The organism is Nostoc sp. DedQUE07, from assembly GCF_034530975.2.
Taxonomy (GTDB): Bacteria; Cyanobacteriota; Cyanobacteriia; order Cyanobacteriales; family Nostocaceae; genus Nostoc.
The window spans coordinates 1-26072 of record NZ_JAVRCC020000037.1 but is presented as its reverse complement, the minus strand read 5'-3'; the positions used below and the strand labels follow the sequence as shown (position 1 = coordinate 26072).

The window sequence follows — 26072 nt, the reverse complement described above, 5'->3', positions numbered from 1 at the left end:
GCTTTTCTAAAACTAAATATTATCTGTGCGATCGCCCATATCAAAAACATTAAATTCAATTCCTTCTAACTTTAGCCTCAAAGCCTCTAATAAGAGGTTTATTCTTTCTTCAATAAAAATAGTTAGGGCGTTTTCTGGAAGTGCATCGGCTCTTGACCATTCAAGAATGAGCGTAGGTATAAGATGAGAACGTAGCACTGTTTCTAAATCAGGATCGTCATATTCTTTGAGATAATCTAATGGATTTTTATCGCTAATTTTCAAATTAGTTATTTGAGACAAATAGGCAATATTCATCAAGCTGTCACATTCTATTTGACTAGCAATACCACTCTGTTTAATAAAGTTAACTGGAAATATATGGTGTAAGTTAGGCTTATCTGTTAACAAATAATAAACATTAGACAAAACATCTCTATGAGGTTTTGCCCAATCTTGCGGCTTGTGGTTTGCATAAAGTGATAGGATTGCTCTGGATAAGCGACCTCTATAACTGTAGAAAGATTTCCTGAGCGAATTTTTATCAATATCAAACTTATTGAATGAGTAAGTACTATTAACCTTTTGTTGATTAACAAAGTATATATGTTCCCAGAGGTGTGTAGTGTTTGTTAGTAAATCTGCATTATGAAAACTATAATACCAAAAATATTTATTTAAAAAACTATAATCTGGTTTATCATTCCGATAAAAATATGCTGTAATAGTCAGGTAAAAATATCGGTAAGGGATTAATCTTCCACCTTTAATATGCAAAATATTATCAAAGAAATCAAAAGTTTTTGCAACGGCTATTTTAAAATTAGACCATACAGCTTCAATATGTTCTGTTTTTAGCTTATTAAGATACATGTCAGTAATATTTTGTATCCCAGCTTCGGGAAATTCAAGTTTTACTACTACAGCTAGCATCTGTAGCAATGTCCAATTATCAATATTGGCATATTGACTGCTAGAAATAGTTTGTTTAAATTTATCAAATAATTCACGAAGATAAAATCCAGAGATATTATTTGTCTTATTTTCAGAACGAAAGGTCTTAGCAACCACAATATCAAAGATATCCAAGGGTTTACCAGCTTGATTAATCCGCTCAAATATTTGACACACTTCTGCAACTTCAATACCTCTTAACTCAATGAAGGAAATTTGATAACTATATAAGGCTTCCCTAATCCTTCTGAATTGTTGCATATAGGGATTTTCAAAGTCACCATATCCATTTTTGTGAAGATTTCTTTCTATTTCCACAGGATTTTTAATGATATCTCTTAAACTAACAATGAGTTTTTCTTCATGACGTTTTTTCTTGCCACTATTTGCTTTTATTTGACCATTATTATCATCAATTTCATCCCAAAATAAAAATCGCTTTGTGTAACTTGTATCATCTGTGATCTCAGTGAATTCAACTGTAAAATCTATGTATAGCGTTGGATCAAAGTTCTCCTTTTTCTCAATTTTTCCTCCATAAATTGATGTTAAAAGAGTAGTCGTTCTTTGTTGACCATCTAAAATATACTGATATTCATTAGAGTGAAAATCATCAGCAAATTTGATACCTCCTATTTGCCTATGACTTTCTAGCTTAGTACTGGTTTTCCAAATTAAAATACTTCCTAAAGGGTAAAACTTATAAATACTATCCCAGAGTTTTTTTACATTCTCTTTCTCCCAAACAACATCTCGTTGAAAAGTGGGAATTTGATACCTTTTAGCTAGGAGATTTTCTAAATAGGTAGTAATACTGTGACCATCTGGCTTAATGCGATCGGCGTATGTAAACATTAACTTTACCTTACCTAACGTTGAGTAAATATCAAGATTGATATGTAAATTTCACTTAGTCAAGTAAAATTCCATACAAAGGTAACTGATATTTAATTAAGTGGCAACTCAGATTTTAGAAAATCTCTGCAACTTTTCTTCCATACCGATGTTGCCCTGTAAGCCGCCTGTGTGTACTAGCAACAAGCGATCGCCTCTACAAAAAAATCCCTGCTGTAGTAAATCCATCACTCCGTAAAACATTTTGGCGGTATATACGTAATCGAGGGGTACACCATGTTCCTGTGTGAACTGTTGGCTAAATAGTAGTAACTCGTCGTTCACTTTTGCATAGCCGCCGAAATGATAATCACATACCAATTCCCAGGAAGCGGGAGAATTATATGGTGTAGGTAAATCAGAGGCGAGGTAATTTGTCAATAAACTTTCGATTTCTTGCGCAAGAAATGTCCCATTTTTCAATACGGGAAAAGCGATCGCTTTTTGTCCTTCATGCAACGAAAGCGCAATACCTGCTAGTGTGGTGGCAGTACCGCAGGCTACGCATATATGATTAAATGCGGCACGATCGATTATCTCTGTACAGCCGCGTACACCATTTAAATTACTCCCACCTTCGGGAATGATAAACACCTCACCGAAACTTTGTCGTAGATATTCTTCTAACGCTGGTGTGTTGCGCTGTCGGTACATTTCGCGGTTCAGATACACAAGCTGCATACCCTGTTTTACAGCAAAACCCAGCGTTGCGTTTAATGGTAGCCTCTCCTCTCCACGAATTACGCCGATGGTGCGAAAACCGAAAAGATTACCAGCCGCCGCAGTTGCATAGATGTGATTGGAATAAGCGCCGCCAAAGGTTAGCAGTGTTGTGAAATTTTTCTTTTTGGCCTCTAAAAGATTGTATTTCAGCTTAAACCATTTATTGCCGTTAACCCACGGGTGCATGAGATCCAGGCGTAGCACATACAGTTCAACACCAGCGTGACGGGCGATTTCGCTGTTGATTTGCTGTAGAGGAGGAGTAATTAAGGTTAACGACATCTGTCAAGATTCTAACTTAGAATTTGCATTTTCTCACGTTCATTATCGAATATAAAAATAATGATAAACATTGAGTAATTCAATGGTAAGTCAAGCTAAATGATGAATAAATCTTTCTAATGATTAGCTTTAGAAATTGGCATTTTACTAATTGAGTGTTTCAGGTAAATATAGGAAACATAACGCTCGCTCCAGATAATATTCTTTTGGAGAAAAGAAATGGTTGCACTCACACAGCTTACTCAAGTTATTTCCAATCCTGGACGTTTGACGATTGAAACTGTTGAAATCGCTCCTCAAACGACTGCTATACGTTGTCTCGATTGGGATAGAGAACGTTTTGATATCGAGTTCGGTTTACGGAATGGTACAACCTATAATTCTTTCTTAATTCAAGGAGAAAAAATTGCCTTAGTTGACACATCTCACCGAAAGTTTGAGCAATTATATCTTGAGGTAGTGACGGGATTAATCGATCCGACTAAGATAGATTACTTGATTATTAGCCATACAGAACCAGACCACAGTGGCTTAGTGAAAGATATTTTGGAATTAGCTCCCTCCATTACTGTTGTTGGTGCAAAGGTAGCTATTCAATTTTTAGAAAATATGGTTCACCAGCCTTTTAAATCAATGCAGGTGAAAAGTGGAGAACGCTTAGATTTAGGCAACGGACACGAATTAGAATTTATCTCTGCACCTAACTTACACTGGCCTGACACAATCTTGACCTATAACCATAAAACTTCCACACTCTACACTTGCGATGTGTTTGGGATGCACTACTGTGATGACCACACTTATGATGAAAATATCACCTTACTTGAGGAAGATTTTAAATATTACTATGATTGTCTCATGGGGCCGAATGCCCGGTCTGTCTTGGCAGCTTTAAAGCGGATTGAAAAGTTAGAAATAGCAACTGTTGCTACAGGACATGGCCCTTTATTACAAAACTATATCTCCGAATGGCTGGGACGATATCAAAACTGGAGTTTAGAACAAGCAAAAACAGAGACTTTAGTAACTCTATTTTATGTTGAAGATTACGGGCATAGCGAACATTTAGTCCGTAACATTGCACATGGATGCGCAAAAACAGGTGTAGCAATAGAATTAGTAGACCTCAATAGTGCAGAACCTCAAGAAGTTCGAGAATTAGTTGCACAAGCTTCTGGTTTAGTAATTGCAATGCCACCCCAATCTTCGGTAATGATTCAAGCTGCTTTAAGTACAATTTTGGCTGCTGTTCATAAGAAACAAGCAATTGGTTTATTAGAGTCGGGAGGGGGAGAAGATGAACCCATTTACCCGTTACGCAATAAGTTTCAAGAACTGGGATTAACCGAAGCTTTTCCGCCTATTTTAGTTAAGGAAATTCCTACCCAAGCAACGGAACAACTTTGTGATGAAGCGGGGACAGATATGGGTCAATGGTTAACCCGCGATCGCACCATAAAACAAATCAAATCTATCAATACCGAGCTAGAAAAAGCTTTAGGGCGTATTACCACAGGATTATACATTATCACTGCCAAAAAAGGAGAAATTCAGAGTGCGATGTTGGCTTCGTGGGTGACACAAGCCAGTCTTGAGCCTTTAGGAGTAGCGATCGCAGTCTCCAAAGATCGGGCAATTGAATCCTTGATGCACGTTGGCGATCGCTTTGTTTTAAATGTTTTAGAAGAAGGCAAATATCAAGGATTAATGAAACATTTCCTCAAGCGTTTTGCTCCTGGCGCAGATAGATTTGCTGGAGTGAAAACATATCCAGGTAAAAATGAATCGCCCGTTTTAGCTGAAGCTTTAGCTTACATGGAATGTGAAATTACTAGCCGTATGGATTGTGGAGATCATTGGGTAATTTATAGCACAGTCCAAACTGGAAGAGTTGCCAACTTACATGCACTTACAGCCGCCCATCACCGGAAAATTGGCAATCATTACTAAATTGTCATTTGTCATTGGTCATTTGTCATTTGTCATTGGTCATTGGTCATTTGTCATTAGGCTCCTCTGCTCCCTACAGACGTGATTCATCGCGTTTCTACCCACTCTAGTACAGGCGCGATTCATCGCGTCTCCTAAAAACTATGTATAAATCTGTTGAAAATACCCCGATTACGATGTACGAAATTAATCGTGGGCGCGTTGTCCGAAGCTTGGAATTTATCCAAGATGTAATTGTAATTTCTTTGTGTATCGGTTTATTTAGCTTCATGGTGCTTCAGGTGAGAGATATGTTTCTCTCCTTACTTCCACCTCTAGATTTTCATGCTGTTACTGCCGATATTCTCTTTTTACTTATCTTAGTTGAGCTATTCCGACTGCTGATTATTTACCTACAAGAACATCGAGTATCTATTGGAGTAGCTGTTGAAGTTTCTATCGTTTCCGCATTGCGAGAAGTCATTGTTAAAGGTGTTTTAGAAACAAGTTGGAGTCAAGTTTTAGCAACTTGTGCCTTTTTATTAGTGTTAGGAGTTCTACTATTCCTGCGAGTTTGGCTACCCCCAACTTTTGAAGGTATCGACCCGGAACAAGAAGTATCTAAACGCTATAGAAGCCGAGCAAAGTCTGAACTAACACAAACCAATGGTCATTAAAAATAGGAAGTAGGCTTGCCGTGAGCGTAGTCGAACGGAAGTGGGTAGAGACGCGATTAATCGCGTCTGAATCTTCTGTTATGCCCAATGACGGCAGTTGCTCCACTTGGTGAGCGAGTCCGGTCTTGTTGTTTCAACAAAGAGGAACTCGCTCTCCCGTTGGGGGAGACCCCATCGCCCTTGGCGTCTCCCCTTGGGAGAAGACCGCACTGCCTCCCCAATGCCCAATGCCCAATTCCCAATTCCCCATTATTAAGAGAGGTTATTATGTCTGCTGCCACATTAATGCCCAACCATAGCAGAGATGTACAAGTTGCTGAAATTGGTAAAAATACTCTGATTTTGCGATCGCGGACTTGGGACAGATTAAAATTTGAGGTGGAATATTCCCGCCAACGGGGAACTACAGCGAATTCTTATCTAATTCAAGCTGATAAAAAGGCTTTAATTGACCCTCCCGGCGAATCTTTTACCGAAATTTACCTTGAGCAACTAGCACAACATCTAGATTTCATCTCCCTCGATTACATTGTTCTTAGTCATGTCAATCCGAACCGCAGAGCAACTTTGCAAGTATTACTCTCTCTGGTTCCTCAAGCCACTCTCATTTGTTCTCGTCCCGCCGCCAATGCTCTCAAAACTGCCTTTCCCGAATTTGAATCACCTATTCAAGCGATGCGATCGCAAGATACTCTAAATTTAGGACAAGGACATCTTCTATCATTTATCTCCGTACCGACTCCCCGGTGGGCAGATGGACTTTGTACCTACGATGCCGCTACAAAAATTCTCTACACAGACAAACTTTTTGGCGCTCATATTTGCGAAGATACTTTGTTTGATGAAGATTGGAAGGGATTAGATGCGGAACGTCGTTACTATTTTGAATGTCTCCATGCGCCCCAAGCCAAACAAGTCGAAGTAGCCTTAGATAAAATATCGGTTTTGGGAGCCAGATGTTATGCCCCAGCACACGGGCCAGTTGTCCGTTACAGCCTCAGCCGTTTTACTTATGATTACCGTCAATGGTGTCAAGGACAAAAATCTCAAGAATTGAGTGTCGCTTTGCTCTATGCTTCTGCTTATGGAAATACAGCAATTCTGGCGAATGCGATCGCTCAAGGTTTGATCCAAAATGGAGTTAATGTAGAATCAATCAACTGCGAACTAGCCGATTCTGCGGAGATCAACCGCATTGTAGAAAGCTGCGATGGCTTGATTATTGGCTCACCCACTTTAGGCGGACATGCACCAACTCAAATTCAAACAGCTTTAGGAATAGTTCTCTCGGTAGCAGCTAAAACTAAGTTAGCAGGGGTGTTTGGTTCTTACGGTTGGAGTGGCGAGGCGATAGATTCAATAGAAAGCAAGCTCAAAGATGCTAATTATCAATTAGGATTTGAAACAATTCGGGTGCGTTTCAGTCCGACTCCTGAGATTCTTCAGCAGTGTCAAGAAGCTGGTGCTTTGTTTGCCCAAAACTTGAAGAAAACTAAAAAACTGCGTTCTTCTCGCCACATCGTGACAGAAACCCATGTAGATCGTACTGAACAAGCGGTGGGGCGGATTGTTGGTTCTCTTTGTGTTGTGACAACTCGTGATGAAGAAACTCACAAAGGGGTTTTAACTTCTTGGGTATCGCAGGCAACTTTTAACCCACCAGGAATTATGATTGCGATCGCTAACGAGCAAAATGCAGAGTTAATGCATCATCCCGGCGATAAATTTGTGCTGAATATCCTTAAAGAAGGAAGAAATGTCCGACGTTATTTTTCTCGTCATAGCACTTTGGGCGATAATCCCTTTGCAAATCTTGCCACAAAAACTGCTGATAATGGTTGTTTAATTTTGAATGAGGCATTAGCCTATTTAGAATGTACAGTGCAAAATCAGCTTGAATGTGGCGATCGATGGTTAATTTATGCCGTCATCGATCGCGGTGAAGTGTTAGAAAATGATGGTGTCACGGCTTTGGAACATCGGAAATCTGGCAGCTATTATTAATCTGACTTTTTATAGTATGTAGAAAACCTCTCTCTAAATCTCTCTCCTTTTAGGAGAGAGACTTTGAATTTTCCCCCTTCCCGCAACGAGTTGGGGGTTAGGGGGTTAGGTTTTTCGTGGGCTTTCCTAAATAACGTGAAAAGTCAAGTACACACAAGTCTTTTAAAGTTGCAATGGCATTGTTTCGACTGACAATGCCATTGTTTCACGGGATCTGGAAAACCTCACTTTCATTCCTCTCTCCTCTTAAGACTACGGTATACACACAAGTCTTGCCGCAGCCATATCTTTATTAATAAATCTCGCACTACGTTTCTATTCCGCCTCTGATTTTTTTCATGCATCTCCCTTTAGTAGTTTACTATCTTGAAACGGCTAGTATACCTATTATGAAAAGCACAAACTTCATTTTGCGAGAGGGAAGGATTGAAGATGCTCATGAGTGCGGTTCAATCTCTTACCAAGCGTTTAAGATCCTCGATGAACGATATAATCTTACCATAGACTGGGCTTCTCCTGAAGCTACAATTAAATCGTTTTCGTCTCTACTTAAACGTCAAAATGTTTACTCGGTTGTAGCAGAGCTAGATGGACATATTGTGGGCAGTAATTTCCTCTGGAATAATGGGGCAATTGCTGGAATTGGGCCGCTATCTGTTAACCCCATAACGCAAGGACGTTCAATTGGTAGGCATCTCATGCAATACGTCTTAGATTACGCACGGCAGCAAGAGTTTGCAGGTGTCAGATTAGTGCAAGCTGCTTATAATAGTAGTTCATTATCCTTATATACTAAACTCGGATTTCGTGTGCGAGAACCGCTTGCAGTCCTAAAAGGTACGGCGCTTCAACTTGAAGTTTTAGGCTATGTGGTTCGTAAAGCAACCGCAGCAGATATCGATATCTGCAACCAACTCTGTTTTCAAGTTCATGGTCATGTTCGCCAGATCGAATTACTTGATGCAATTGAGCAGCAAACGCTTACAGTAGTTGAACATAACGGTTGCATTACAGGATACATAACTGTACTTGGCTTGGATGGACACGCAGTTGCACACAGTAATCAAGACCTCAAAGCACTACTGAGCGCTGCAACAGCAATTTCCGAATCAGGATTTCTCTTGCCAACGCGCAATACTGAGTTACTGCGCTGGTGCTTAGAGAAAGGATTGCACATAGTTCGACCAATGACATTGATGAGTATGGGACTGTACAACGAGCCAGTAGGCACATTTCTACCTTCAATACTTTATTAAATTGCCTATTGCTGCAACCACTAAACTAAGTCAGCACATTTGTAACAATGGTCAACAAAGTGCAAATGGAATGTGGCGATCGATGGTTAATTTATGCCGTCATCGATCGCGGTGAAGTGTTGGCAAATGATGGTGTCACGGCTTTAGAACATCGGAAATCTGGCAGCTATTATTAATCTGACTGTTCACTCTTGTCTAACAATACCTCTTTCTTTGTAAAGCTACGCTATACACACAAGTCTTTTAGAGTTGCAATGGCATTGTTTTGGCTGACAATACGATTGTAGGACTTACGCATCGTACATAAGTACTAAACACAATTTGGGTATTTTAGCCATGTTTTGCATCCAGCGATCGCAAATGTCGGAATAAATCAGGGTTATCTGAAGCCTCTGAAAAGACTAAATACCGTAATACACGTTTTGGTTGATTTGTATAGTGCGTAAGTCCTAGATTGTTTCGCCTGACAATATCCCTCTTGTGTCACTTTCCGGGTATTCTGAATAAAAGAATAAAAAAAGAAAACCCTGAAAGATAAGTAGGGCAATGGATGTAGAATTACAAATCCTCAAGCATTTGGCGAGAGACGCTCACCCAACAGTTGCGATCGTAGATGAATATTGTGCAGAGTATAAAGACCTGTTTAAAGAAGTAAGAAATTATGAGTGCTTCAAATATTTACATCTGGGGATAATGTCACCAATCAAAAGAAAATCGTTACCAGAGATAGCGAAAGCCGTAAGTATAAACTCTGCACAGTCATTAGATCATTTTTTAGCTAATTCAGGTTGGTCAGTAGAGGAATTAAAACAACGAAGATTAAATAAACTAAAAAAAGCATTGGATGGCAATGCAATTACAGTAGTAATAGATGAAACAGGAGATAGGAAAAAAGGTAAAAAGACTGATTATGTAGCCAGGCAATATTTAGGGAGTGTCGGAAAAGTCGATAATGGAATAGTTTCAGTCAATGCTTATGGACTTTACTCTAATATAACTTTTCCTTGAAGTGTAAAAATATTCAAACCAAAAGGGACGCTAAAAGAATCAGATAAATACAAAACTAAAATAGAGTTAGCATCAGAAATTATTACAGAGCTAATTGAATCAGGCTTTACTATTGAATTAGTACTAGCGGATAGTTTATATGGTGAAAGCAGCCAATTTATTAGAAAACTAGCTGAATACAAATTAGATTATGTCGTAGCGATAAGAAATAATCATGGAGTCTGGTTGCCAGCAGGACAGAGCGTTAGGGCGAATAAGTGGTGTAAATTTGAGAGAACATTTAGCAATCAGAAATCAGAAATTAGATACATTAGGGAAATAGTTTATGGTAAAAAAAGAGCCATAACTTACTGGGAAATAACTACTGATCCAGAAACCATGCCGGAAAATTCTACCTCCTTCGTGATGACGAATTTGCAAGGTAATCTCAAGAAAATCTTAGGTGACTTATATGGATTAAGAACCTGGGTAGAATATGGGTTTCGACAGTGTAAACAGGAACTAGGCTGGACAGATTACCGTTTTACTAATTTCCAACATATTGAGAGGTGGTGGGAGATTATTTTTTGTGTTTACACGATGATTAGTTTAAATTCGCCAGTCTTCTTAAGCTTAAATCAACCTCGTAAATTTGGGACTGAGGTACAAGAAAATAGTGATGTTGATTTTTCTAATCATCCGCAATGGAACCATGAATCTGGATGGAAGAATACTTTAAATAATCTGCGTCTCATTATCCAACCACTTTTACTATTTTGGTTAATTTATCCCTGGTTAAGTATTTTCCCAAATTCAGATTTGTTACTGGGATTCAATCATTTAATTGCCGCAATGAATCAATTTAAACCCTGTTATGCTTCTGAATGATTTAACTTCTTTACTACTTGCTTATTCCGGAGAGTGACAGAAGAGGGATATAGCATTTCCTAGTCTGCTGAGGTACAAATCTCTGCATACCTCTGCGCTACGCCAGTTGCTACAACGCGGGGAACCCGCGCAACGCACTGGCTTTACTTTGCGTCCCTCTGCGTTTCAAAATATTATCTGTACATCACTTAACTGGGAATCGCTATCAACTCATTATTGATTGCACGAACGACCCTGACTTTTCACGGTATGTGGAAAAGGTCATTTCGAGGGTTTCCAAGCCCTGATTTTTCTGTTAACCATTATCATTAGCTCAGAGCTATTGATAATTATCTTGTGGAAAAACCCACGCTTTTTCGGTGTTTGAAGACTTACCGTGAAAAGTCAGGAACGACCGCGTTATATATTTTAATATTATCAAAAATTTATTTCTTATAATCTTAGATAATACTTTAATGTTATTTTTATATACCTCAAAAGTAAAAATTTTAAAAGTGTTTATTTTTGTAAAAAATATATGGTAAAGTACCACTTATCAAAACTATAGTGTATCTATAAAGTTTAAGTAGTTTAGAAATTTCAAAAAGTAGTTTTTCAAGCAATGAAGTCTTTCCTAACGACTAAGTAATTGTTAAAATTGCAATTTTGAACTTGATAAAAGCTGCAACTACTCTAAGTCCATACATTGGCTTAGATATTATATGAATTCTGTACAAAGAAATTTTGTACGGCAGCAATTCGCGTATTTAATCGGGAAACTTTCAGCAAACAGAGTATTTAATTCTTGATAGCTTGCTTTAGCAAGTTAGCTTTAGCTTGTGAATAATACAGTATTCGCAACAAACAGTGGTGTTTTCTTTTGTGTGTGAGAAACGGGTGTGAATTACTACAAGTTAATGTGTACCAAAAAAGTCAGTTGGCTGTGCTTACTTACTGCTTTAATTTCGCTGGGTGCATCTCCTGCAACTGCTCAATCAATTGCTGAAAATTATGTAAACAATTTTGAGAGCGCAGACAAAGACAACAGTAGCGGAGTTTCAACTAATTTTAATCCTTTAGAATCGAATGCGATCGCTCAAGTAAACTCAGTATCTCAATTATCTGATGTCAAAACAACAGATTGGGCTTTTCTTGCACTGCAATCGGTAGTGGAACGTTACGGTTGCATTGTAGGATATCCTGACAGCACTTATAAAGGAAATCGCGCCTTAAGCCGTTATGAATTTGCTGCGGGATTGAATGCTTGCTTAGATAGAATCAACGAACTGATTGCTACTAGTACTGGTGATTTAGTTAAGAAAGAAGATTTAACTACTCTCCAAAAACTTCAAGAACAATTTACATCTGAACTTGCAACATTGCGTGGTCGAGTAAATGCCTTAGAACCTCGCACAGCTACCTTAGAGAAACAACAGTTTTCTACCACAACTAAACTTAATGGCGAAGCGATTTTTTCTTTATCCACAGCCACAGGTGGAGAACCAGGCAGCCAAGATGCTAAATTAGCCTTCAATAATCGCGTCCGGCTCAATCTTACCAGCAGCTTTAACGGCAGTGATTTGTTGATTGTTGGACTTCAAGCTTACAACTTCAGATCGAGCGGTTCATTTTATGAAAGAGGAACCATTCAAGGCCAATTACTGCCAAATTCAAGTTTTCTTGGTGCAGGTTCAACCAAGTTAAGCTTTGAACCTCAATTTCCTGGCTTTAACCCCCAGACATTACAACCTGATGGCGGAGCAAATTCAGTTAGTCTTTACAAGCTAGCTTATGTCTTACCGTTGTCTCAGAAATTCGTTGTCTTTGCTGGAACCAATGCAGAGATTACAGATGTTTTTCCTGCAATCACTCCTTACGCTAGCGATAGTCAAGGTGCAATCTCTCGATTTGCAGGTTATAACGCCGCAGTCAGAATTACAGGAGGAACTTCTGGTACGGGTTTATTAGCGGGTGCTGGTTTCTTGTGGAATCCTTCAAAACAAGTCGGACTTGGAGTGATCTATGGTAGTGGTTCGGCTCCGATATCAGAAGATCGCGGTCTTTTGAACACACCTTTGGGAGCAGGTGTCTTTAACGGTACACAAGCGATCGCAGCACAACTGACTCTCAAACCAATCTCAACTATTGATATCGGCATCAACTATGCACACAGCTACCACACAATTAACATTTTAGGTACAGGCTTGGGCAGCGCTGATATTGCTTCTATTCGATTTACTCCCAATGCAGCACAACTGGCGAGGTTTGGTGGTGACGCTACACTAGCAACTCTTGATGAGCCAATCACTGTAAATTCTGTAGGTGCAACAGTAACGTGGCGGTTTGCGCCGAAAACATCCCTGTCACTATCAGGTGCATTGCTTTTTGCTAATCTCTTGAATGTAGATGCCTCTACAACCTTTAGTAGCTGGTCGGCTGGGTTGCATTTTAGAGATATATTCCATGAAGGGAACACCGCCGCCGTCATTTTTGGACAGCCGCTTTACCGAGAATCTGTCGCGGGAGTTGCTTCTCGTCCAGAAGACGCGACTCCCTATCATTTAGAAACATTTTATAACTATCGGGTTAATGACAATATCTCCATTACCCCTGGTGTATATTTCATCTTTAGCCCGGAAGGCTTTAGTGCTAATGACACAGCAATTGTAGGCGCACTTCGCACTACTTTTGCTTTCTAGTAGTTCGCTTTCGTGACGCAAGCGGGGTAAAGGTTAAGGGGCAGAGGTAAAGGGGAAAGAAATAGAATTTTCGCTTTCCCTTTAACCTTTAACCTTTTCCCTAAGAATGCAAAAATATATTTTTGCAAGAAGTCTCTTAACTTGGCATCAACAGCAGAATGCCCACCCTAATACTCTAACTTGCTACCGCTTCAGCAGGAGCTGCCTCAGCAGCAGTTATAGGTAAATAAACACTAACTTTTTTACGAGTTTTGCCCTTTCTCTCAAACATTACAACACCGTCGATTAAGGCAAACAAAGTGTCATCGCTACCAATACCGACGTTGTTACCAGGGTGGAATTTAGTGCCGCGTTGACGCACCAAAATGTTTCCTGCACGTACAACTTGACCGCCATAACGTTTGACACCCAGACGTTGGGCATTAGAATCACGACCGTTGCGTGTACTACCTGTTCCTTTCTTATGAGCCATGATTTCCTCTTGTGTATCTACTTCTTTTATTATTCAGCAGCGGTTTCAACTTCTTCAGCAGCAGTGTTATCTAGAACGGGGGTTTCCTTCTCCGGTTCTCCTTGGGCAGCAAACACTGCACCGTTGAGGGTGATGGAATCAATCATAAGTCTGGTAATTTCCTGACGATGCCCCCGTTTTTTGCGGGTTTTCTTTTTCGGCTTCATTTTGTATACCAGGACTTTACGACCTCTGTAATGTCGCATTACAGTCCCTTCTACAGTCGCACCTGTTACTAATGGCTGTCCAATGGTGACTTCGCCATCGTGCTGCACGAGTAATACGGAATCTATTGTAACTTTTTCATCTGGTTCGATCGCCAGCAGTTCAATGTCGTAAAACCGCCCTGGCTCTACTCGTATTTGTTTGCCGCCAGTTTCAATAATCGCGTAGGTCATGGAATTGTCCTTGAGGTTGCCGTACAGGTAGCTGGTTTTTATCTCCTGTAGAGATGCTTTTGCCAGCCTTTGTAATATGTCTACCTGATCCGAGCAGGAATTAGACAGACAATCTAACATACTATTTTATTAATAGGCGTCAAGTCAAGCTCTAATAGGATTTTTTACGTTTGGTATTGCTGTCTGGTCAGCCTGAAGATGAGAAATCAGTTAATTACTTTGTGCGATCGCTCATTTTCTAAAAGTGAGGAGGAATTAGTCAACAGTCGTCATGGGCGAATGTCACTAAGATAAGCGTTAACCCTTGGTATTACTGGTTTTGGGGTGTAGGGTGTGGGGTGTGGGGTATAGGGAATTACGAACAACTTGGTTTTGTCTGTCGCACTAAAATTCAATTTTTATTAACACTACACCCAACACCCTACCCCCAACACCCTGCCCTGACGATATTTCACATGAGTATTCGTGCCATTCCGTCATGGGTGTAGGTGTAGCCCATCGTAGACATCACCCACTCGCACAAATATCAATTGTATTTACAAGAAGTCAGAACAAATACGTTTTAGAAAAAATTGCTACTATCTTAGGACTGAATACATCAAAAATTAACATTAGTTAGTATTAGCTTAAAAGTTATATTTTGTTATCAAAATCAACACATTTCTCTTCTTTGTTTTAAGATGAAATATACAGTGTCTCATCTAGAAATTCTTTACAAAAGTTAGTGAATCCTCAAGAGTTAAACTATCACATTAAAAGGTGATATTTCAAACAGGAGATTGATTGTCATGACACAGCAAAATGCTGCCCGACTTTTTGAAGCTGTAAAACAAGATCAAGCGTTACAGCAAAGACTCAAAGCAACAGCCGATCCAGAAGCCTTCATCAAAATTGCTCAAGAGCGTGGCTATGATTTCGACGCCAAAGAACTGGATAGTGAAATCAGCAAATTATCTGAAGAAGATTTAGCTGCCATTGTCAACCCAGGATGGGGGAATAGACGCCACATTAATCCTAGATAATTTCTGTTCTAGGAAACCGAAGGTATAGAAACAACTGAATTGACAAGTTTTGCTCCTCCAGGGGATACTGTTGCATCATCTCCTTTAGGGGTATTCTTGTTAAACACAAGGCTCAAATCCCTGATTTCCTAGAGAAGTCGGGGATTTTATTGTTTGTAAATGATTAAGTAGAGCTGTTATGTACCAATCGTCAGCTTTATTTATGCTGTGACAGTATCTATGTAATATCTGAAGAGAGTTAAAAATCCTTTCTCTACTCTCCATCTCGCCACCTGCTTAATTCATGAGTTAGGATGACTATATTTTAATCAGATGATATGAAAAGAATAGAAGTTGAGCAAAGAACTATTTTAATTGGTTTGGCTGGTAGCCACGGCTATGGTTTAAATCGTCCTGATTCCGACTTTGATTATCGGGGAGTATTTATTGCGCCCAAAAGGTACTATTTAGGATTTGATCGGATAGAACAAAAAGATACTGGTTGGGATGAACCAGGAATATTTCCATTCATTGATGGTAATAAAGACACGGTTATATATGAATTAAGAAAAATCCTCCAGTTATTAGCAGGCGCGAACCCCAATGTTTTAGAATTGCTCTGGTTAAATAACTATCCTTTTTTAAGCGCAGTCGGGCAGCATTTAATAGATCGTAAACAATTATTTTTGAGCAAGAAGGTAAAACATACTTACACTGGTTATGCCTTTGCCCAAATCAAAAAGATGGAAACTCATCGGAAGTGGTTGTTAAAGCCACCGCAAAAAAAACCGATACCATCTGATTTCGCTATAGAAGACGAAGCACCTCTGAGCAAAGATGAGCTAAATGCTTTTTTGGAGTATCTTTATAACTTAATCAGAGGACGGATTGAGTTTTTAGAAGAAGCGGAACAATTATATCAATTGCTGACAGCAGATATTGATTTTAAAGGAGTATTAAAACAATATACTTTACCTGATGAAACTTTGGAATATACCCAAAAGTTAACCAATAGCCGTAAAGATTTTATCCGTCTGCTTCAGAAAAGCCAAAGCTATCAAATAGCTTTAAGAGAATGGAAGGCTTACTTATCTTGGCAGGAGAATAGAAATCCGGCTAGAGCAGAAATGGAAAGAAAGTCGGGTTTTGACCTCAAACATGGAATGCACTGCATTAGATTGTTACGCAGTGGAGTAGAAATATTGCGGCGAGGTGAAGTAATTGTAGATAGGAGAACAGCTGGTGATTTTGAGGATTTAAAAGCTATTTTAAAAGGTGAGTATTCTTATGAGCAGGTGATGAAAATAGCAGAAGATTTGGTCGCCGAAATGGAAGTTGTTTGCGAACAATCTGCCCTACCTCATAAACCTGATTTGGAGCAAATTAATGAGTTGTGTATGGAATTGGTGGAAATGCAGAATTGGTGATTTAAAAAGTTAGGAGTTAAAAGTTAGGAGTTAGGAGTTTCTAATTAATTTCTCACTCATAACTCATAACTCCTAACTCCTAACTAAATTTTAAAGAGTGTACATTAAATCAGCAAAGCCATAGAGGCTGATGATGAGTAATAGGGATGCTGTTAGTTGGGTAATTCGTGTTTGGGGTGAGGGGGCGATCGCTTCCCGCACTAAGATAGAAATAGATGCCCCAACTACTAAGCTCAAGCCTAAGATTAAATAGGGTATGTCAGGTAAAACACTGGCTATTGCCAGCATTGCGATCGCTAATAAGAGCATCAATAATTCTACAAACCTGGGCGGGTTGTATTGACTAGATAAAACAAAGCTGTTGAACCAAAAAGACCAAAATCTCATATTTCAGTACTAAGTTAAGAGTTAGGAGTTAAGAGTTAAGAGTTAAGAGTTATATCTAGTCAGTGCTGATTGAGGAATTAAAGTTGTGAGATATGAAGCAGCTTTCCATTCAAAACTCTTAACTATTAATTCTTCATCGGAGGCGGAGCGTTTCCGGCTCCGCTCCTAACTTTTAACCCCTAGCTCCTAATTTTTGACCTGTGCCGTTCTTTTGTGCAGTATCACTTTCTGGTAGTTCGACACCAAAGACGCGGCTAAAAACTTTGGCGACTTTGTAGCCAGAATCAATCGATTCTAAAGGGTCTTTCCGCAGTCTGTGACGCAAACATAGCGTAATTACACGATGGATATCATCAACTGTAACTTCAGTGCGTCCTTCATAAGCTGTTAAGGCTTTGGCAGCACGGTTACTAACAATGTCACCCCGCAAACCATCTACATCCAGTTCTGAACAGACTTCAGAAATTTTCACCCGCAGATCGTAGTCAATTTTCACTTCTGGCAAAAGCTGTTGAGCATTGACAATTTGCTGTTGTAATGCTTCTTGCTGGGGTTTATAATTTTCGAGAAATACTGGCGGGTTTTGGTCAAAATCCGCCCGTTGTTCTACGATTTGCACCCGCAAAGCTGGTTCTTTGACTGTGTGAATTTCTGCGTGCATCCCAAAGCGATCGAGCAGTTGGGGGCGTAGTTCGCCTTCTTCTGGGTTTCCAGAACCCACAAGCACGAAACGCGCTGGATGACGAATAGAAATACCTTCTCGTTCTACAGTGTTCCATCCACTGGCAGCGGAATCGAGTAACACGTCTACAAGGTGGTCATCTAGTAAGTTGACTTCATCCACATAAAGAATGCCCCGGTTTGCCTTTGCCAGAAGTCCCGGTTCAAAAGCTTTGACACCTTCAGATAAAGCTTTCTCGATGTCGATTGTGCCACAAACTCGGTCTTCTGTAGCTCCTAGCGGCAGGTCTACCATTTGGACTTTTTTGTGAGCTACGGGAATTTCCGCCCCTTGTTCTAACAGTTGGCGGACTTCATCGCTCATCAAGTCAGGGTCGCTAGGATCGCTACTGAAGGGGTCATTAGCAACCACAGAAATTTCTGGTAGCAGATCCGCCAGCGCCCGGATAGTTGTGGATTTCCCGGTGCCGCGATCGCCCATAATCATTACACCCCCAATTTTGGGGTCAATCACGTTCAATAGCAGCGCCAGTTTCATTTCTTCCTGGCCCACAATTGCCGTAAAAGGAAATACTACGCGACGCGCACTTGCCGTGGATTGAGCAGTTGGACTCACTAAATTACCTTAACAATATTTTTCTTATTACAGTTCTTTATTGTGACACAGGTAGGGCATGGGGGAATGTGAAGATCGGGAGCAGGGGGCAGGGGGCAGGGGGCAGGGGGCAGAGGGCAGGGGAGCAGGGGAGATGAGGGAGATGAGGGGACAAGGGGATAAACAAAACTCCTAACTCCTAACTCCTAACTCATTACTCATTACTCATTACTCAGCACTCAGCACTCCTAATGCCCAATGCCCTATTCCCAATACCAATATCTATTGGGCACAAATGCTTATTAACTGCGTCAACTACCTTAATTTGTCTGTTTTAGTTTTTTGGTGCAAAAGTTCCATAAGCAAGGAACGAACAACTACCAACTCATCAATTCTGTACTAAGCATAAATACTTGTAAACTATATGGTTAGTAGATTCAATCGTAAAAACGAGCAATGGCGTGTGTGGGTAGCTAATGCATCATTCAAATTTATGAAATCATCTTTTATTGTCCAAAGTTGGCGACGACTACTCAAGTCTCTTTTTCCCATTCTCATTTTAATATCCTTTGTTACTGTATTGCTGGTGGACAGTTTCACCCCTGCGATCGCACAGATACCTCGTCAGGAAATTCGCGGGGTTTGGATGACCACTAATGATTTTGACACCCTCAAAAATCGAGACAAGGTGCAAGATGCAGTGAGTCAACTGCGGCGGATGAACTTCAACACAATTTATCCTGTGGTGTGGAATTCTGGCTATGTGATGTATCCTAGTGCCTTAGCACAACGTGCAGGTATTCAACCTTTTGTCTACAAAGGTTCAGATGGACATGATATTCTGGCAGACCTGATTACTCAAGCCCATCGCCAAGGATTGCTAGTGATTCCCTGGTTTGAGTTTGGTTTCATGGCTCCCCCAACCTCAGAACTAGCAATGAATTACCCGGATTGGTTCACACAAAAGCAAGATGGTAGTCAAACTTCAAACAGTGCGGCTGGTGAAGTGATGTGGCTCAATCCGTTCCATCCAAAAGTGCAACAGTTTATCACTAATCTTGTGCTAGAAACTGTTACTCAATATGATGCCGATGGCATTCAGTTTGACGATCACATGAGTTTGCCTCACGAGTTTGGCTACGACCAATATACAGTTGCTTTGTACACCAAAGAAACGAAGAATCCTCCCCCAAAAAATTCCCAAGATGCGGCATGGGTAAAGTGGCGGGCAGATAAGATTACGGCATTCATGGGAAAACTTAACCAAGCTGTGAAGCAGAGAAAACCCCAGGCGATTTTCTCTGTTTCTCCTAATTACTATGATTTTGCTTACAAGTTTCACTTGCAAGATTGGCTAGGTTGGATGCGACAAAATATTGTGGACGAGTTAATTGTGCAAATTTATCGTCCGGATCTAAAAAGTTTTGTGGCAAATATTTCCCGCGCAGAAATTCAAGAAGCGCAACAAAGAATTCCAACTGGAGTTGGGATTATGACCGGGTTACGAAATAACCCAGTTCCTATGCAGCAAATTAAGTCTCAGGTGCGGGCTGCCCAAGAACGGGGTCTAGGCGTAACCTTCTTTTATTATGAAAGTCTTTGGAACGACGATCTAGAATCTTTAACTGAGCGACAAGCTGGATTTAAAAATTTTTTTCCATCTCCTGCACTCCGCGCCAGAGCTGAATAACTTTTCTGTTTAAGATAATGTTAATGAGTTCGTAGTAAGGACTTTAATCCTTATTTTCTAAGTACTAAAGTGCTTACTACAAACTTTTCATTACTAGCTTGATATAACTTCTTGCTTCCCACTCCCTACTCCTAACTCAACATGACAATCTTCTACCGAAGTACGTTGTCGCATAGCACTAACTAAAGTCTCGTAGCTAGACCAATTTTCTTGCAGTAGAGTTTTTGCCTGGAGAGCATGAAACCGCATTTTCTGCTGATAAACTGATTCAGAAAAGCCTAACATTGTCAAGACTCCGATCAACTTGCTTTTATCATCAGTTCCACCCTCAGCATTATTAAAAACCAGGGTTTCAGCAGCAATACCCGCCATCCAAACAGTGCAGTAGCGGTCTAGCATTTGGGCGCTGATTTTACCCACTTCTAGTTGAGATGCTAATTCGCCATCGTCAAAGCTAACGCCGCCTTGGCCAGGTTGTCCCTGTTTCCATGCTTCCCAAGCGCTGAGTGTGTAGCCAGTAACGGGAATACCCAACAGGTAAGCAACTAAGAAATGTCCTGCTTCGTGGTGGACGATGCGATCGCGGTGTTCTTTTGAAAAACCAGCAATCCAATCTACAAAGATAGTACCACCCTTGCCTTGCAAGCTGAAACTATCTAATGTCGCGATGCCTAAGATGGTGAAGGTAGCAAGTGCTGGTACTGCCGGAGATAAGTTGAAGAATGGCCCCACCAATACCGATAGGGTCATGAGAAAGATAGATATTGCAACTAAATTTAGGCTAGTTTGGCTCATTGAGAGTTTTCTGAATGCAACTTAATATTTCTTTATTATGTAGGAATTAATGTATATTTAATTGTTTAGGTGTGGATTTGTGATTTTGGTTGATTAATTTCTTCTTTGGAAGTCCCTTAGTTCTCAATGCGATAACGTATCAACTGCTTTATTGCTGTTATTGGTAATCCTAAAGCTTGAGCGATCGCAGCATCGACTTGAGCGAATTCAGTCACAGGAAACTCAAATTCCATCTCCTTTAAAACCGAATCAGCAGTGTAAACTTTAACTTCAGTCAACTTTTGTTTGCGTTGAATTACAGCTTCAATAGACATGACAGCTAGTGAAACAGAAAACTGAATTTGATGTTTTGAGTCGGCGTGAATTTGGGCGGTTGGATCGTAGGTATAGCTCAATACTTGATGCGTTAGCAAACCCGTACTCAACCAAAAAAACAATCCGATTAAGGGTATTGGTAGCCAAAACTCTAGTCCTAAGTTAATCAGAAATTGCAACCAGCGAGGTCGAGCCATAATACAGAAAAAGTTTGATGATTAATTCATCATAGGAAAAAGAAAAAAAGTACAGCGACATAATGAATGAGAATTTTACTTGTAGAGGATGATGTTACTCAGTTACAACCACTACAGGGTGCGCTATCGAAAGTCGGACATATTGTAGATGGTGCTGAAGATGGTGAAACAGCCCAATGGTTAATGCAACAGAGAGAATACGATCTGTTAATTTTAGATTGGATGTTGCCCAAAGTGAGTGGTGTTAGTCTGTGTCAACAGTATCGTCAAGCAGGAAAAACGGCTCCAGTGCTGATTCTCACAGCTAAAGATGCAATTTTGGATAAAGTATCTGCTTTAGATGTTGGTGCAGATGACTATCTAGTTAAACCCTTTAGTTTGCTGGAACTGTTGGCAAGAGTACGAGCACTGGGACGCAGAGCGCCACTCTGGCAAGGCGACACGCTAGAGTTAGCCGACCTACAACTTCATCTCAACACTCTAACGTTACAACGCCAGGAAGTTACAGTCCAGTTGTCGGGTCGAGAGTTTCAATTGCTAGAATATTTCTTTCGACATCCCAGGCAGGTACTTACTCATGACCAAATCGAACAAGCACTTTGGGAGTGGAATATACAACCAGACAGTAAAGCGATCGCCATGTCAGTGCATCGACTGCGGCAGCGCTTACAGATGGTGAAAGCAGAAGATTGGCTGCAAACCGTTTACGGTATGGGATATAGATTGCTTGCTCCTGAATCATGCGATCGCTAATCCCTAATATGTTCAACCGCAGTCGGCGTAACCTAGCTCGCTGGTTTACGCTCTCTATGGGAAGTATTTTGGCGATCTTTGCAACAATACTTTACTTTTTAGAAGTAAAAGAGCAATTGCGGGCATTTGACCAAGAACTTTACAACACAACTCAGTTGATGGCGGCTGGCGTTGAAGATGGACTTTACCAAGAACAGCAACGCATTAGTCTCGAAGATGTCCCCATCTTGGGTGGTGAAGCTTTGCCCTTTGACAATAAAATTATTTATGCCCGTTGGTACACTCCCAAAAAGCAATTACTAGAGTTTTTTGGTGTCATTCCATCAGAGCAGTTAAATAATCGATTAGGATTTCAAACAATTGAGTTAAGCGATCGCGTTTTTACCAGTGTTCGCCAAAATAAACAGCTGCGTCAATTAACAGTTCCTGTTTTTCAGGATAAACAATTAATTGGCTATCTAGAGATAGCCGCTTCTTTAGCGCCTGTTGAAGAAACTTTATGGTCGTTGAGACTGTTTTTAATAGTAGGTGTACCCATTGCTTTAAGCGTAATTGGTTTGACGGGGTGGTTTCTTGGTGGAATGGCCATGCAGCCAATTCGCCAAGCCTACGAGCAATTACAGCGTTTTACAGCCGATGCTTCCCACGAGCTACGGACACCCCTTCAGGCAATTCGGAATCATGCTCAGTTTAGTTTGCTCGAACCAATCGATCCCAATCAACAGCAAAGTTCCCTGGAAAATATTGACCAGATTGCTGAATCAATGGGCATGTTGATTAGTGATTTATTATTTTTAGCTCGAAATGAAGGACAGTTAAAGCCAGAGGCACTTCACCTCGTCAATTTGGTTAGCTGGCTGGGAGCATTAGTAGAGGAATACACTCACTCAGCAAAAGTAAAAAACTTAGAATTCACCAGCGAATTTCCTGAACAATTGGTAATGTTGAGAATAAATCCAGATTTAATGCGGCAAGCAGTAACAAATCTTCTTAGTAATGCCTGCCGCTACACGCCGTCTGGAGGTAGAGTTTGCTTACGAGTCTTCTTTGAGTCTCGTTGGGTAGTAATTGAAGTACACGATAGCGGTATTGGGATTCCAGAGGCAGATTTACCGCATATCTTTGAGCGGTTTTATCGAGTAGATAGTGTGCGATCGCGCCATACAGGAGGCTTCGGGTTAGGATTAGCGATCGCCCAACAAATTGTCCAGGTACATGAAGGACAAATTATCGCAATCAGCCGTTTGGATGAAGGCTCTACATTTCAAATCAAGCTACCCTTCACGCCTAAACCTTTACCATAACGAGCAATTCATACTGGGCAAGCAAAGATTTTAATTGTTAGTGAAGGAATTTCTTGGCTTAAGACCGTGCTGTTACTTTCTTGTTACTTTTATCCGGCAATCTGAAAATAAGCGTGAGTTACACATCAGATTGGAGGTATTAACAAATGAATTTCAATCCTATACCCAGCATCGTTTTAACTAGCTTGTTTGCCTTGCTAATTTCTTTTGAGGTGGAAGCGCAGAAAGCACCAAACCAAATTGAGAATTTGCCAAATGCTCGTGTTACTACTATCTCCGGTCAAGTTACTAAGCTTTTAGATGACGAGTTCATTCTCAACGATGGTAAGGGACAAATCATTGTTGAGGCAGAACCTCAGTTGGGGCAACCCATTAACCTCTCTGTAGGAGAACAAGTCACCGTAGTTGGCAACTATGATAACAATGAGTTCAATGCCCTTAGTATTACTCGTGCCAACGGTGAAACTATTCAAATTCATGACGATTAAATCTCCGATACTTCAGGTTGTTCCCATGAATCTAATTTTGATTGCTGAAGACTAACCGGCGTTGCTGAATCAAGGGATGATTCTTGTAGGGTGGGCGTCTCGCCCGTCCCGAAATACAAGGGACGGGCAAGATGCCCATCCCGCAAATATGCAACGCCGACTAATCTTGTTTGCTGTTTTTTTCTCTATCACTAGAATGATGGCTACTTTTCCAGTCGCAGACATAATGTGACCTTAGTAGGTATAAAACATCAAATAGGATAGGAGATGAATGTGGCTGAAGAATTTAAAAAAGGCGATCGGGTTGAATGGAACACTTCACAAGGTAAGACAACTGGCAAAGTTGTAAAGAAACTCACTTCACCTACAGATATTAAAGAACACCATATTGCTGCAAGTGAAGATAACCCCGAATATTTAGTTGAAAGCGATAAGACAGGAAAACAAGCTGCTCACAAGCCTGATGCTCTGAAGAAAGTAGAGGAGTAATGCTTAGTTATGAGTAAAGATGTTAAAGCGGTGATTGACGAGTTTCATCAAGCTGTCAATATGACACCTAAAGAACTAGAGTCTTGGCTAGATACGGATGAGTCACAAACTGTCGGGCAAAAGGATGGCGACGATGAGTCAATCGGTCATAAATCTGGACGGCGTATCATCCAGCTATTGCAGAAAAAGGATGATTACACCAACGACGATCTTTCGCACATGAAGAAAGTTATTAGTTACGTCCATCGTCATACTGCACAGCAGCCATCGGGTGATTTGGAACACACACGCTGGTGCTATTCTTTGAAAAATTGGGGACACGATCCACTTAAGTAAAGTACCTTATAGCCCGCCATTTAGGTGGGCAAATTCCTGCGATCGCTCTTAGTGCTTACGCCGCAGAAACCACACAAAAACAGGTTTTTACAGCCGGATTTCAACTCCATATCGCTAAACCAGCCGATCCTGCCAGATTGGTAGCTGCGATCGCATCTCTTGTGAAGAATTGAACTTTTAAAAGTCATCAAGTTTGAAGCACGCAGACTAAGTAAATTGGTGAGAATAATTCAAACTATATTAACTAATGTAAAAAATATTGAAATTAGTTTCTAGTGAGCGGCTCCAGCCCTTACTACAAACCTTTAATTATTTATGCCATCCTACTTAAGAGAAAAACTTACGCGCTTACAGTGGGATTATATAGTAAGGATGTAAACACGTTGTTTGTCCATCTCTAACCTAGTTCTACACTTGTCACAGCAAAGATGCGATTAATAGGTAAACTAGGAATTTCTTTAGTGTACATCCGAGCAGTTTGAGAGACTGGCTGCAATTGGTAACGTTGAACTAGGTCAATCGCTTGTACATTTGCATCCGGCACATCAAAAAACACTGGAGCATGAGGATTTTGTGCAAGCAAGGCTTGAAACAATGCTTCAGCAATCTGTTCGTCATTAGCAAATAGTGGCCCAACCCTAAAACCTGTATGGGCAGGTCGGATAACTCCGTAACCAGCAACAGATCCATTTTTGAGAAACCCGAAAGCAATACTTTTTGGCTGTTCAATCCAATGTTGCAGAAACAGCGATCGCTTAGAAGGAAAAAATTGGCGATCGTAAGCCACCAAATCTTCAAAAGGCACTGTTTTCAGATTCACGATTCCAGCAGGCACAACACCGCCACCTACCCCTTCATAACGAATATGGTTATAAGCGATTTTGAAACCAGACTTTTTGTAGTTATCTTGTTGAGCTACTGCACCATCCAAGCCGATGTTACGATCGGCACCCAGATAGTCCATTGCTGTCTTCCAAATTTTTATACCCAACCCCTGCCCACGAAACTGGGGTTTCACAACGTAAAAACCTATAACGGCAAAGTGTGGATCGTAAGCAACAGCAGAAATGCACCCCACCGGTTCACCATTCAACTCACCCAAGAAAAAACCGCTCTCGTCAGTTTGATAAAAAGATTGAGCATCATACTTTCCTGGATTCCAACCTTCGGTTGCTGCCCAAGTAATCGCCAAATCCATTTCCGACCTTTTCATTGGGCGGACGACGAAATTCTCAGTGGTCATAATATCTTCTTACTGCTAGGCTGTTAACTATTTAACTTTGCTTTTGCAAACTAAGTGATAACTCTTAATATTACTTTTTTGTATAGCTGCGACTTCTAGTCGCTTGAGCATCATTTACTCAAATATTACTGTTCTATAGCAATCTGATTTGATTTCTGAATTAATCGTAGGGACTAGGGACTGGGGATGGTGGGGCCCCCTCTGGGGATAA

23 protein-coding genes and 2 pseudogenes are annotated in these 26072 nt (G+C 40.5%); 16 read left to right on the top strand and 9 right to left on the bottom strand.

The annotated features are described in order from the left end of the window. Nucleotides 1-12: 12 nt before the first annotated feature. Both RMZ95_RS24025 and RMZ95_RS24020 read right to left on the bottom strand, forming a co-directional pair. Nucleotides 13-1788: a DUF262 domain-containing protein gene (locus RMZ95_RS24025; RefSeq protein WP_322683321.1), complete on the bottom strand. Its 1776-nt coding sequence runs from the start codon at nucleotides 1786-1788 to the stop codon at nucleotides 13-15. A gap of 108 nt (nucleotides 1789-1896) precedes the next feature. Then, nucleotides 1897-2832 (bottom strand): 1-aminocyclopropane-1-carboxylate deaminase/D-cysteine desulfhydrase, encoded by a 936-nt coding sequence (locus RMZ95_RS24020; protein WP_322683320.1) that lies wholly within the window; start codon nucleotides 2830-2832, stop codon nucleotides 1897-1899. Nucleotides 2833-3051: 219 nt separating this feature from the next. Here RMZ95_RS24020 and RMZ95_RS24015 point away from each other — a divergent pair, with 219 nt between their 5' ends. The 7 genes and pseudogenes from RMZ95_RS24015 to RMZ95_RS23985 all read left to right on the top strand — a co-directional run bounded on the left by RMZ95_RS24015 (nucleotide 3052) and on the right by RMZ95_RS23985 (nucleotide 13251). Beyond that, nucleotides 3052-4782, top strand: a complete 1731-nt coding sequence (locus tag RMZ95_RS24015; protein WP_322683319.1) for a diflavin flavoprotein — start codon at nucleotides 3052-3054, stop codon at nucleotides 4780-4782. A gap of 143 nt (nucleotides 4783-4925) precedes the next feature. Continuing rightward, complete coding sequence (locus tag RMZ95_RS24010) at nucleotides 4926-5438, top strand: phosphate-starvation-inducible PsiE family protein (protein WP_322674095.1); 513 nt, start codon at nucleotides 4926-4928, stop codon at nucleotides 5436-5438. A 267-nt stretch (nucleotides 5439-5705) separates the two neighbouring features. Beyond that, on the top strand, nucleotides 5706-7442 hold the full coding sequence (locus RMZ95_RS24005; RefSeq protein ID WP_322683318.1) for a diflavin flavoprotein: 1737 nt from the start codon (nucleotides 5706-5708) through the stop codon (nucleotides 7440-7442). A gap of 389 nt (nucleotides 7443-7831) precedes the next feature. Next, nucleotides 7832-8698 carry a GNAT family N-acetyltransferase gene (locus tag RMZ95_RS24000; protein WP_322683317.1) on the top strand — a complete coding sequence of 289 codons (867 nt, stop codon included), beginning with the start codon at nucleotides 7832-7834 and terminating at the stop codon, nucleotides 8696-8698. A 47-nt stretch (nucleotides 8699-8745) separates the two neighbouring features. Then, nucleotides 8746-8874, top strand: a complete 129-nt coding sequence (locus RMZ95_RS23995) for a hypothetical protein (protein ID WP_322674098.1) — start codon at nucleotides 8746-8748, stop codon at nucleotides 8872-8874. A gap of 370 nt (nucleotides 8875-9244) precedes the next feature. After that, nucleotides 9245-10573 (top strand): annotated as a pseudogene (locus tag RMZ95_RS23990) (IS701 family transposase). A gap of 878 nt (nucleotides 10574-11451) precedes the next feature. After that, the gene (locus RMZ95_RS23985; protein ID WP_322683316.1) at nucleotides 11452-13251 is read left to right on the top strand and encodes an iron uptake porin; all 1800 of its coding nucleotides are present in this window, start codon (nucleotides 11452-11454) and stop codon (nucleotides 13249-13251) included. Between the two features lie 175 nt (nucleotides 13252-13426). Here RMZ95_RS23985 and rpmA read toward each other — a convergent pair whose 3' ends face one another. Then, entirely contained in the window at nucleotides 13427-13723 is a 297-nt protein-coding gene (gene rpmA / locus RMZ95_RS23980) for a 50S ribosomal protein L27 (protein ID WP_099099325.1), read from the bottom strand. Between the two features lie 29 nt (nucleotides 13724-13752). Further along, nucleotides 13753-14160, bottom strand: coding sequence for a 50S ribosomal protein L21 (rplU, locus tag RMZ95_RS23975; RefSeq protein ID WP_289800080.1), 408 nt, complete (start codon nucleotides 14158-14160; stop codon nucleotides 13753-13755). A 788-nt stretch (nucleotides 14161-14948) separates the two neighbouring features. On the opposite strand from rplU, the gene RMZ95_RS23970 reads away from it, so the two are divergent. Then, nucleotides 14949-15182, top strand: a complete 234-nt coding sequence (locus RMZ95_RS23970) for a Nif11-like leader peptide family natural product precursor (protein WP_322674100.1) — start codon at nucleotides 14949-14951, stop codon at nucleotides 15180-15182. Between the two features lie 317 nt (nucleotides 15183-15499). Next, the gene (locus RMZ95_RS23965; RefSeq protein ID WP_322683315.1) at nucleotides 15500-16588 is read left to right on the top strand and encodes a DNA polymerase beta superfamily protein; all 1089 of its coding nucleotides are present in this window, start codon (nucleotides 15500-15502) and stop codon (nucleotides 16586-16588) included. 90 nt (nucleotides 16589-16678) lie between these two features. On the opposite strand, the gene RMZ95_RS23960 is transcribed toward RMZ95_RS23965, so the two are convergent. Both RMZ95_RS23960 and bchI read right to left on the bottom strand, forming a co-directional pair. Next, the gene (locus RMZ95_RS23960) at nucleotides 16679-16975 is read right to left on the bottom strand and encodes a hypothetical protein (protein ID WP_322674102.1); all 297 of its coding nucleotides are present in this window, start codon (nucleotides 16973-16975) and stop codon (nucleotides 16679-16681) included. Nucleotides 16976-17147: 172 nt separating this feature from the next. Then, a complete protein-coding gene (gene bchI / locus RMZ95_RS23955; protein ID WP_289798563.1) occupies nucleotides 17148-18272 on the bottom strand; it encodes a magnesium chelatase ATPase subunit I in 1125 nt (374 codons plus the stop codon). A 403-nt stretch (nucleotides 18273-18675) separates the two neighbouring features. On the opposite strand from bchI, the gene RMZ95_RS23950 reads away from it, so the two are divergent. Further along, a complete protein-coding gene (locus RMZ95_RS23950) occupies nucleotides 18676-19941 on the top strand; it encodes a glycoside hydrolase family 10 protein (protein WP_322683314.1) in 1266 nt (421 codons plus the stop codon). Nucleotides 19942-20034: 93 nt separating this feature from the next. Here the strand turns inward: RMZ95_RS23950 and RMZ95_RS23945 are convergent, their stop codons facing one another. Together RMZ95_RS23945 and RMZ95_RS23940 are read right to left on the bottom strand one after the other, a co-directional pair. After that, on the bottom strand, nucleotides 20035-20736 hold the full coding sequence (locus RMZ95_RS23945) for an ATP-dependent Zn protease (RefSeq protein ID WP_322683313.1): 702 nt from the start codon (nucleotides 20734-20736) through the stop codon (nucleotides 20035-20037). Nucleotides 20737-20852: 116 nt separating this feature from the next. Beyond that, a complete protein-coding gene (locus RMZ95_RS23940) occupies nucleotides 20853-21248 on the bottom strand; it encodes a hypothetical protein (protein WP_322674106.1) in 396 nt (131 codons plus the stop codon). Nucleotides 21249-21314: 66 nt separating this feature from the next. Between RMZ95_RS23940 and RMZ95_RS23935 the strand changes: the two genes are divergently transcribed. The 6 genes and pseudogenes from RMZ95_RS23935 to RMZ95_RS23910 all read left to right on the top strand — a co-directional run. Next, complete coding sequence (locus tag RMZ95_RS23935) at nucleotides 21315-22001, top strand: response regulator transcription factor (RefSeq protein ID WP_322683312.1); 687 nt, start codon at nucleotides 21315-21317, stop codon at nucleotides 21999-22001. Then, a complete protein-coding gene (locus RMZ95_RS23930) occupies nucleotides 21989-23305 on the top strand; it encodes a HAMP domain-containing sensor histidine kinase (RefSeq protein ID WP_322683311.1) in 1317 nt (438 codons plus the stop codon). The genes RMZ95_RS23935 and RMZ95_RS23930 overlap by 13 nt, the downstream gene beginning before the upstream one ends. A gap of 146 nt (nucleotides 23306-23451) precedes the next feature. After that, on the top strand, nucleotides 23452-23793 hold the full coding sequence (locus RMZ95_RS23925; protein WP_322683310.1) for a DNA-binding protein: 342 nt from the start codon (nucleotides 23452-23454) through the stop codon (nucleotides 23791-23793). Nucleotides 23794-24066: 273 nt separating this feature from the next. Then, nucleotides 24067-24282, top strand: a complete 216-nt coding sequence (locus tag RMZ95_RS23920) for a DUF2945 domain-containing protein (protein WP_322674149.1) — start codon at nucleotides 24067-24069, stop codon at nucleotides 24280-24282. Nucleotides 24283-24291: 9 nt separating this feature from the next. Further along, complete coding sequence (locus RMZ95_RS23915) at nucleotides 24292-24618, top strand: DUF3140 domain-containing protein (protein WP_322683309.1); 327 nt, start codon at nucleotides 24292-24294, stop codon at nucleotides 24616-24618. A 23-nt stretch (nucleotides 24619-24641) separates the two neighbouring features. Next, nucleotides 24642-24791, top strand: a pseudogene (locus RMZ95_RS23910) (response regulator); the annotation flags it as partial. A 224-nt stretch (nucleotides 24792-25015) separates the two neighbouring features. Here the strand turns inward: RMZ95_RS23910 and RMZ95_RS23905 are convergent. Next, entirely contained in the window at nucleotides 25016-25861 is an 846-nt protein-coding gene (locus tag RMZ95_RS23905; protein WP_322683308.1) for a GNAT family N-acetyltransferase, read from the bottom strand. Nucleotides 25862-26072 lie beyond the last annotated feature (211 nt).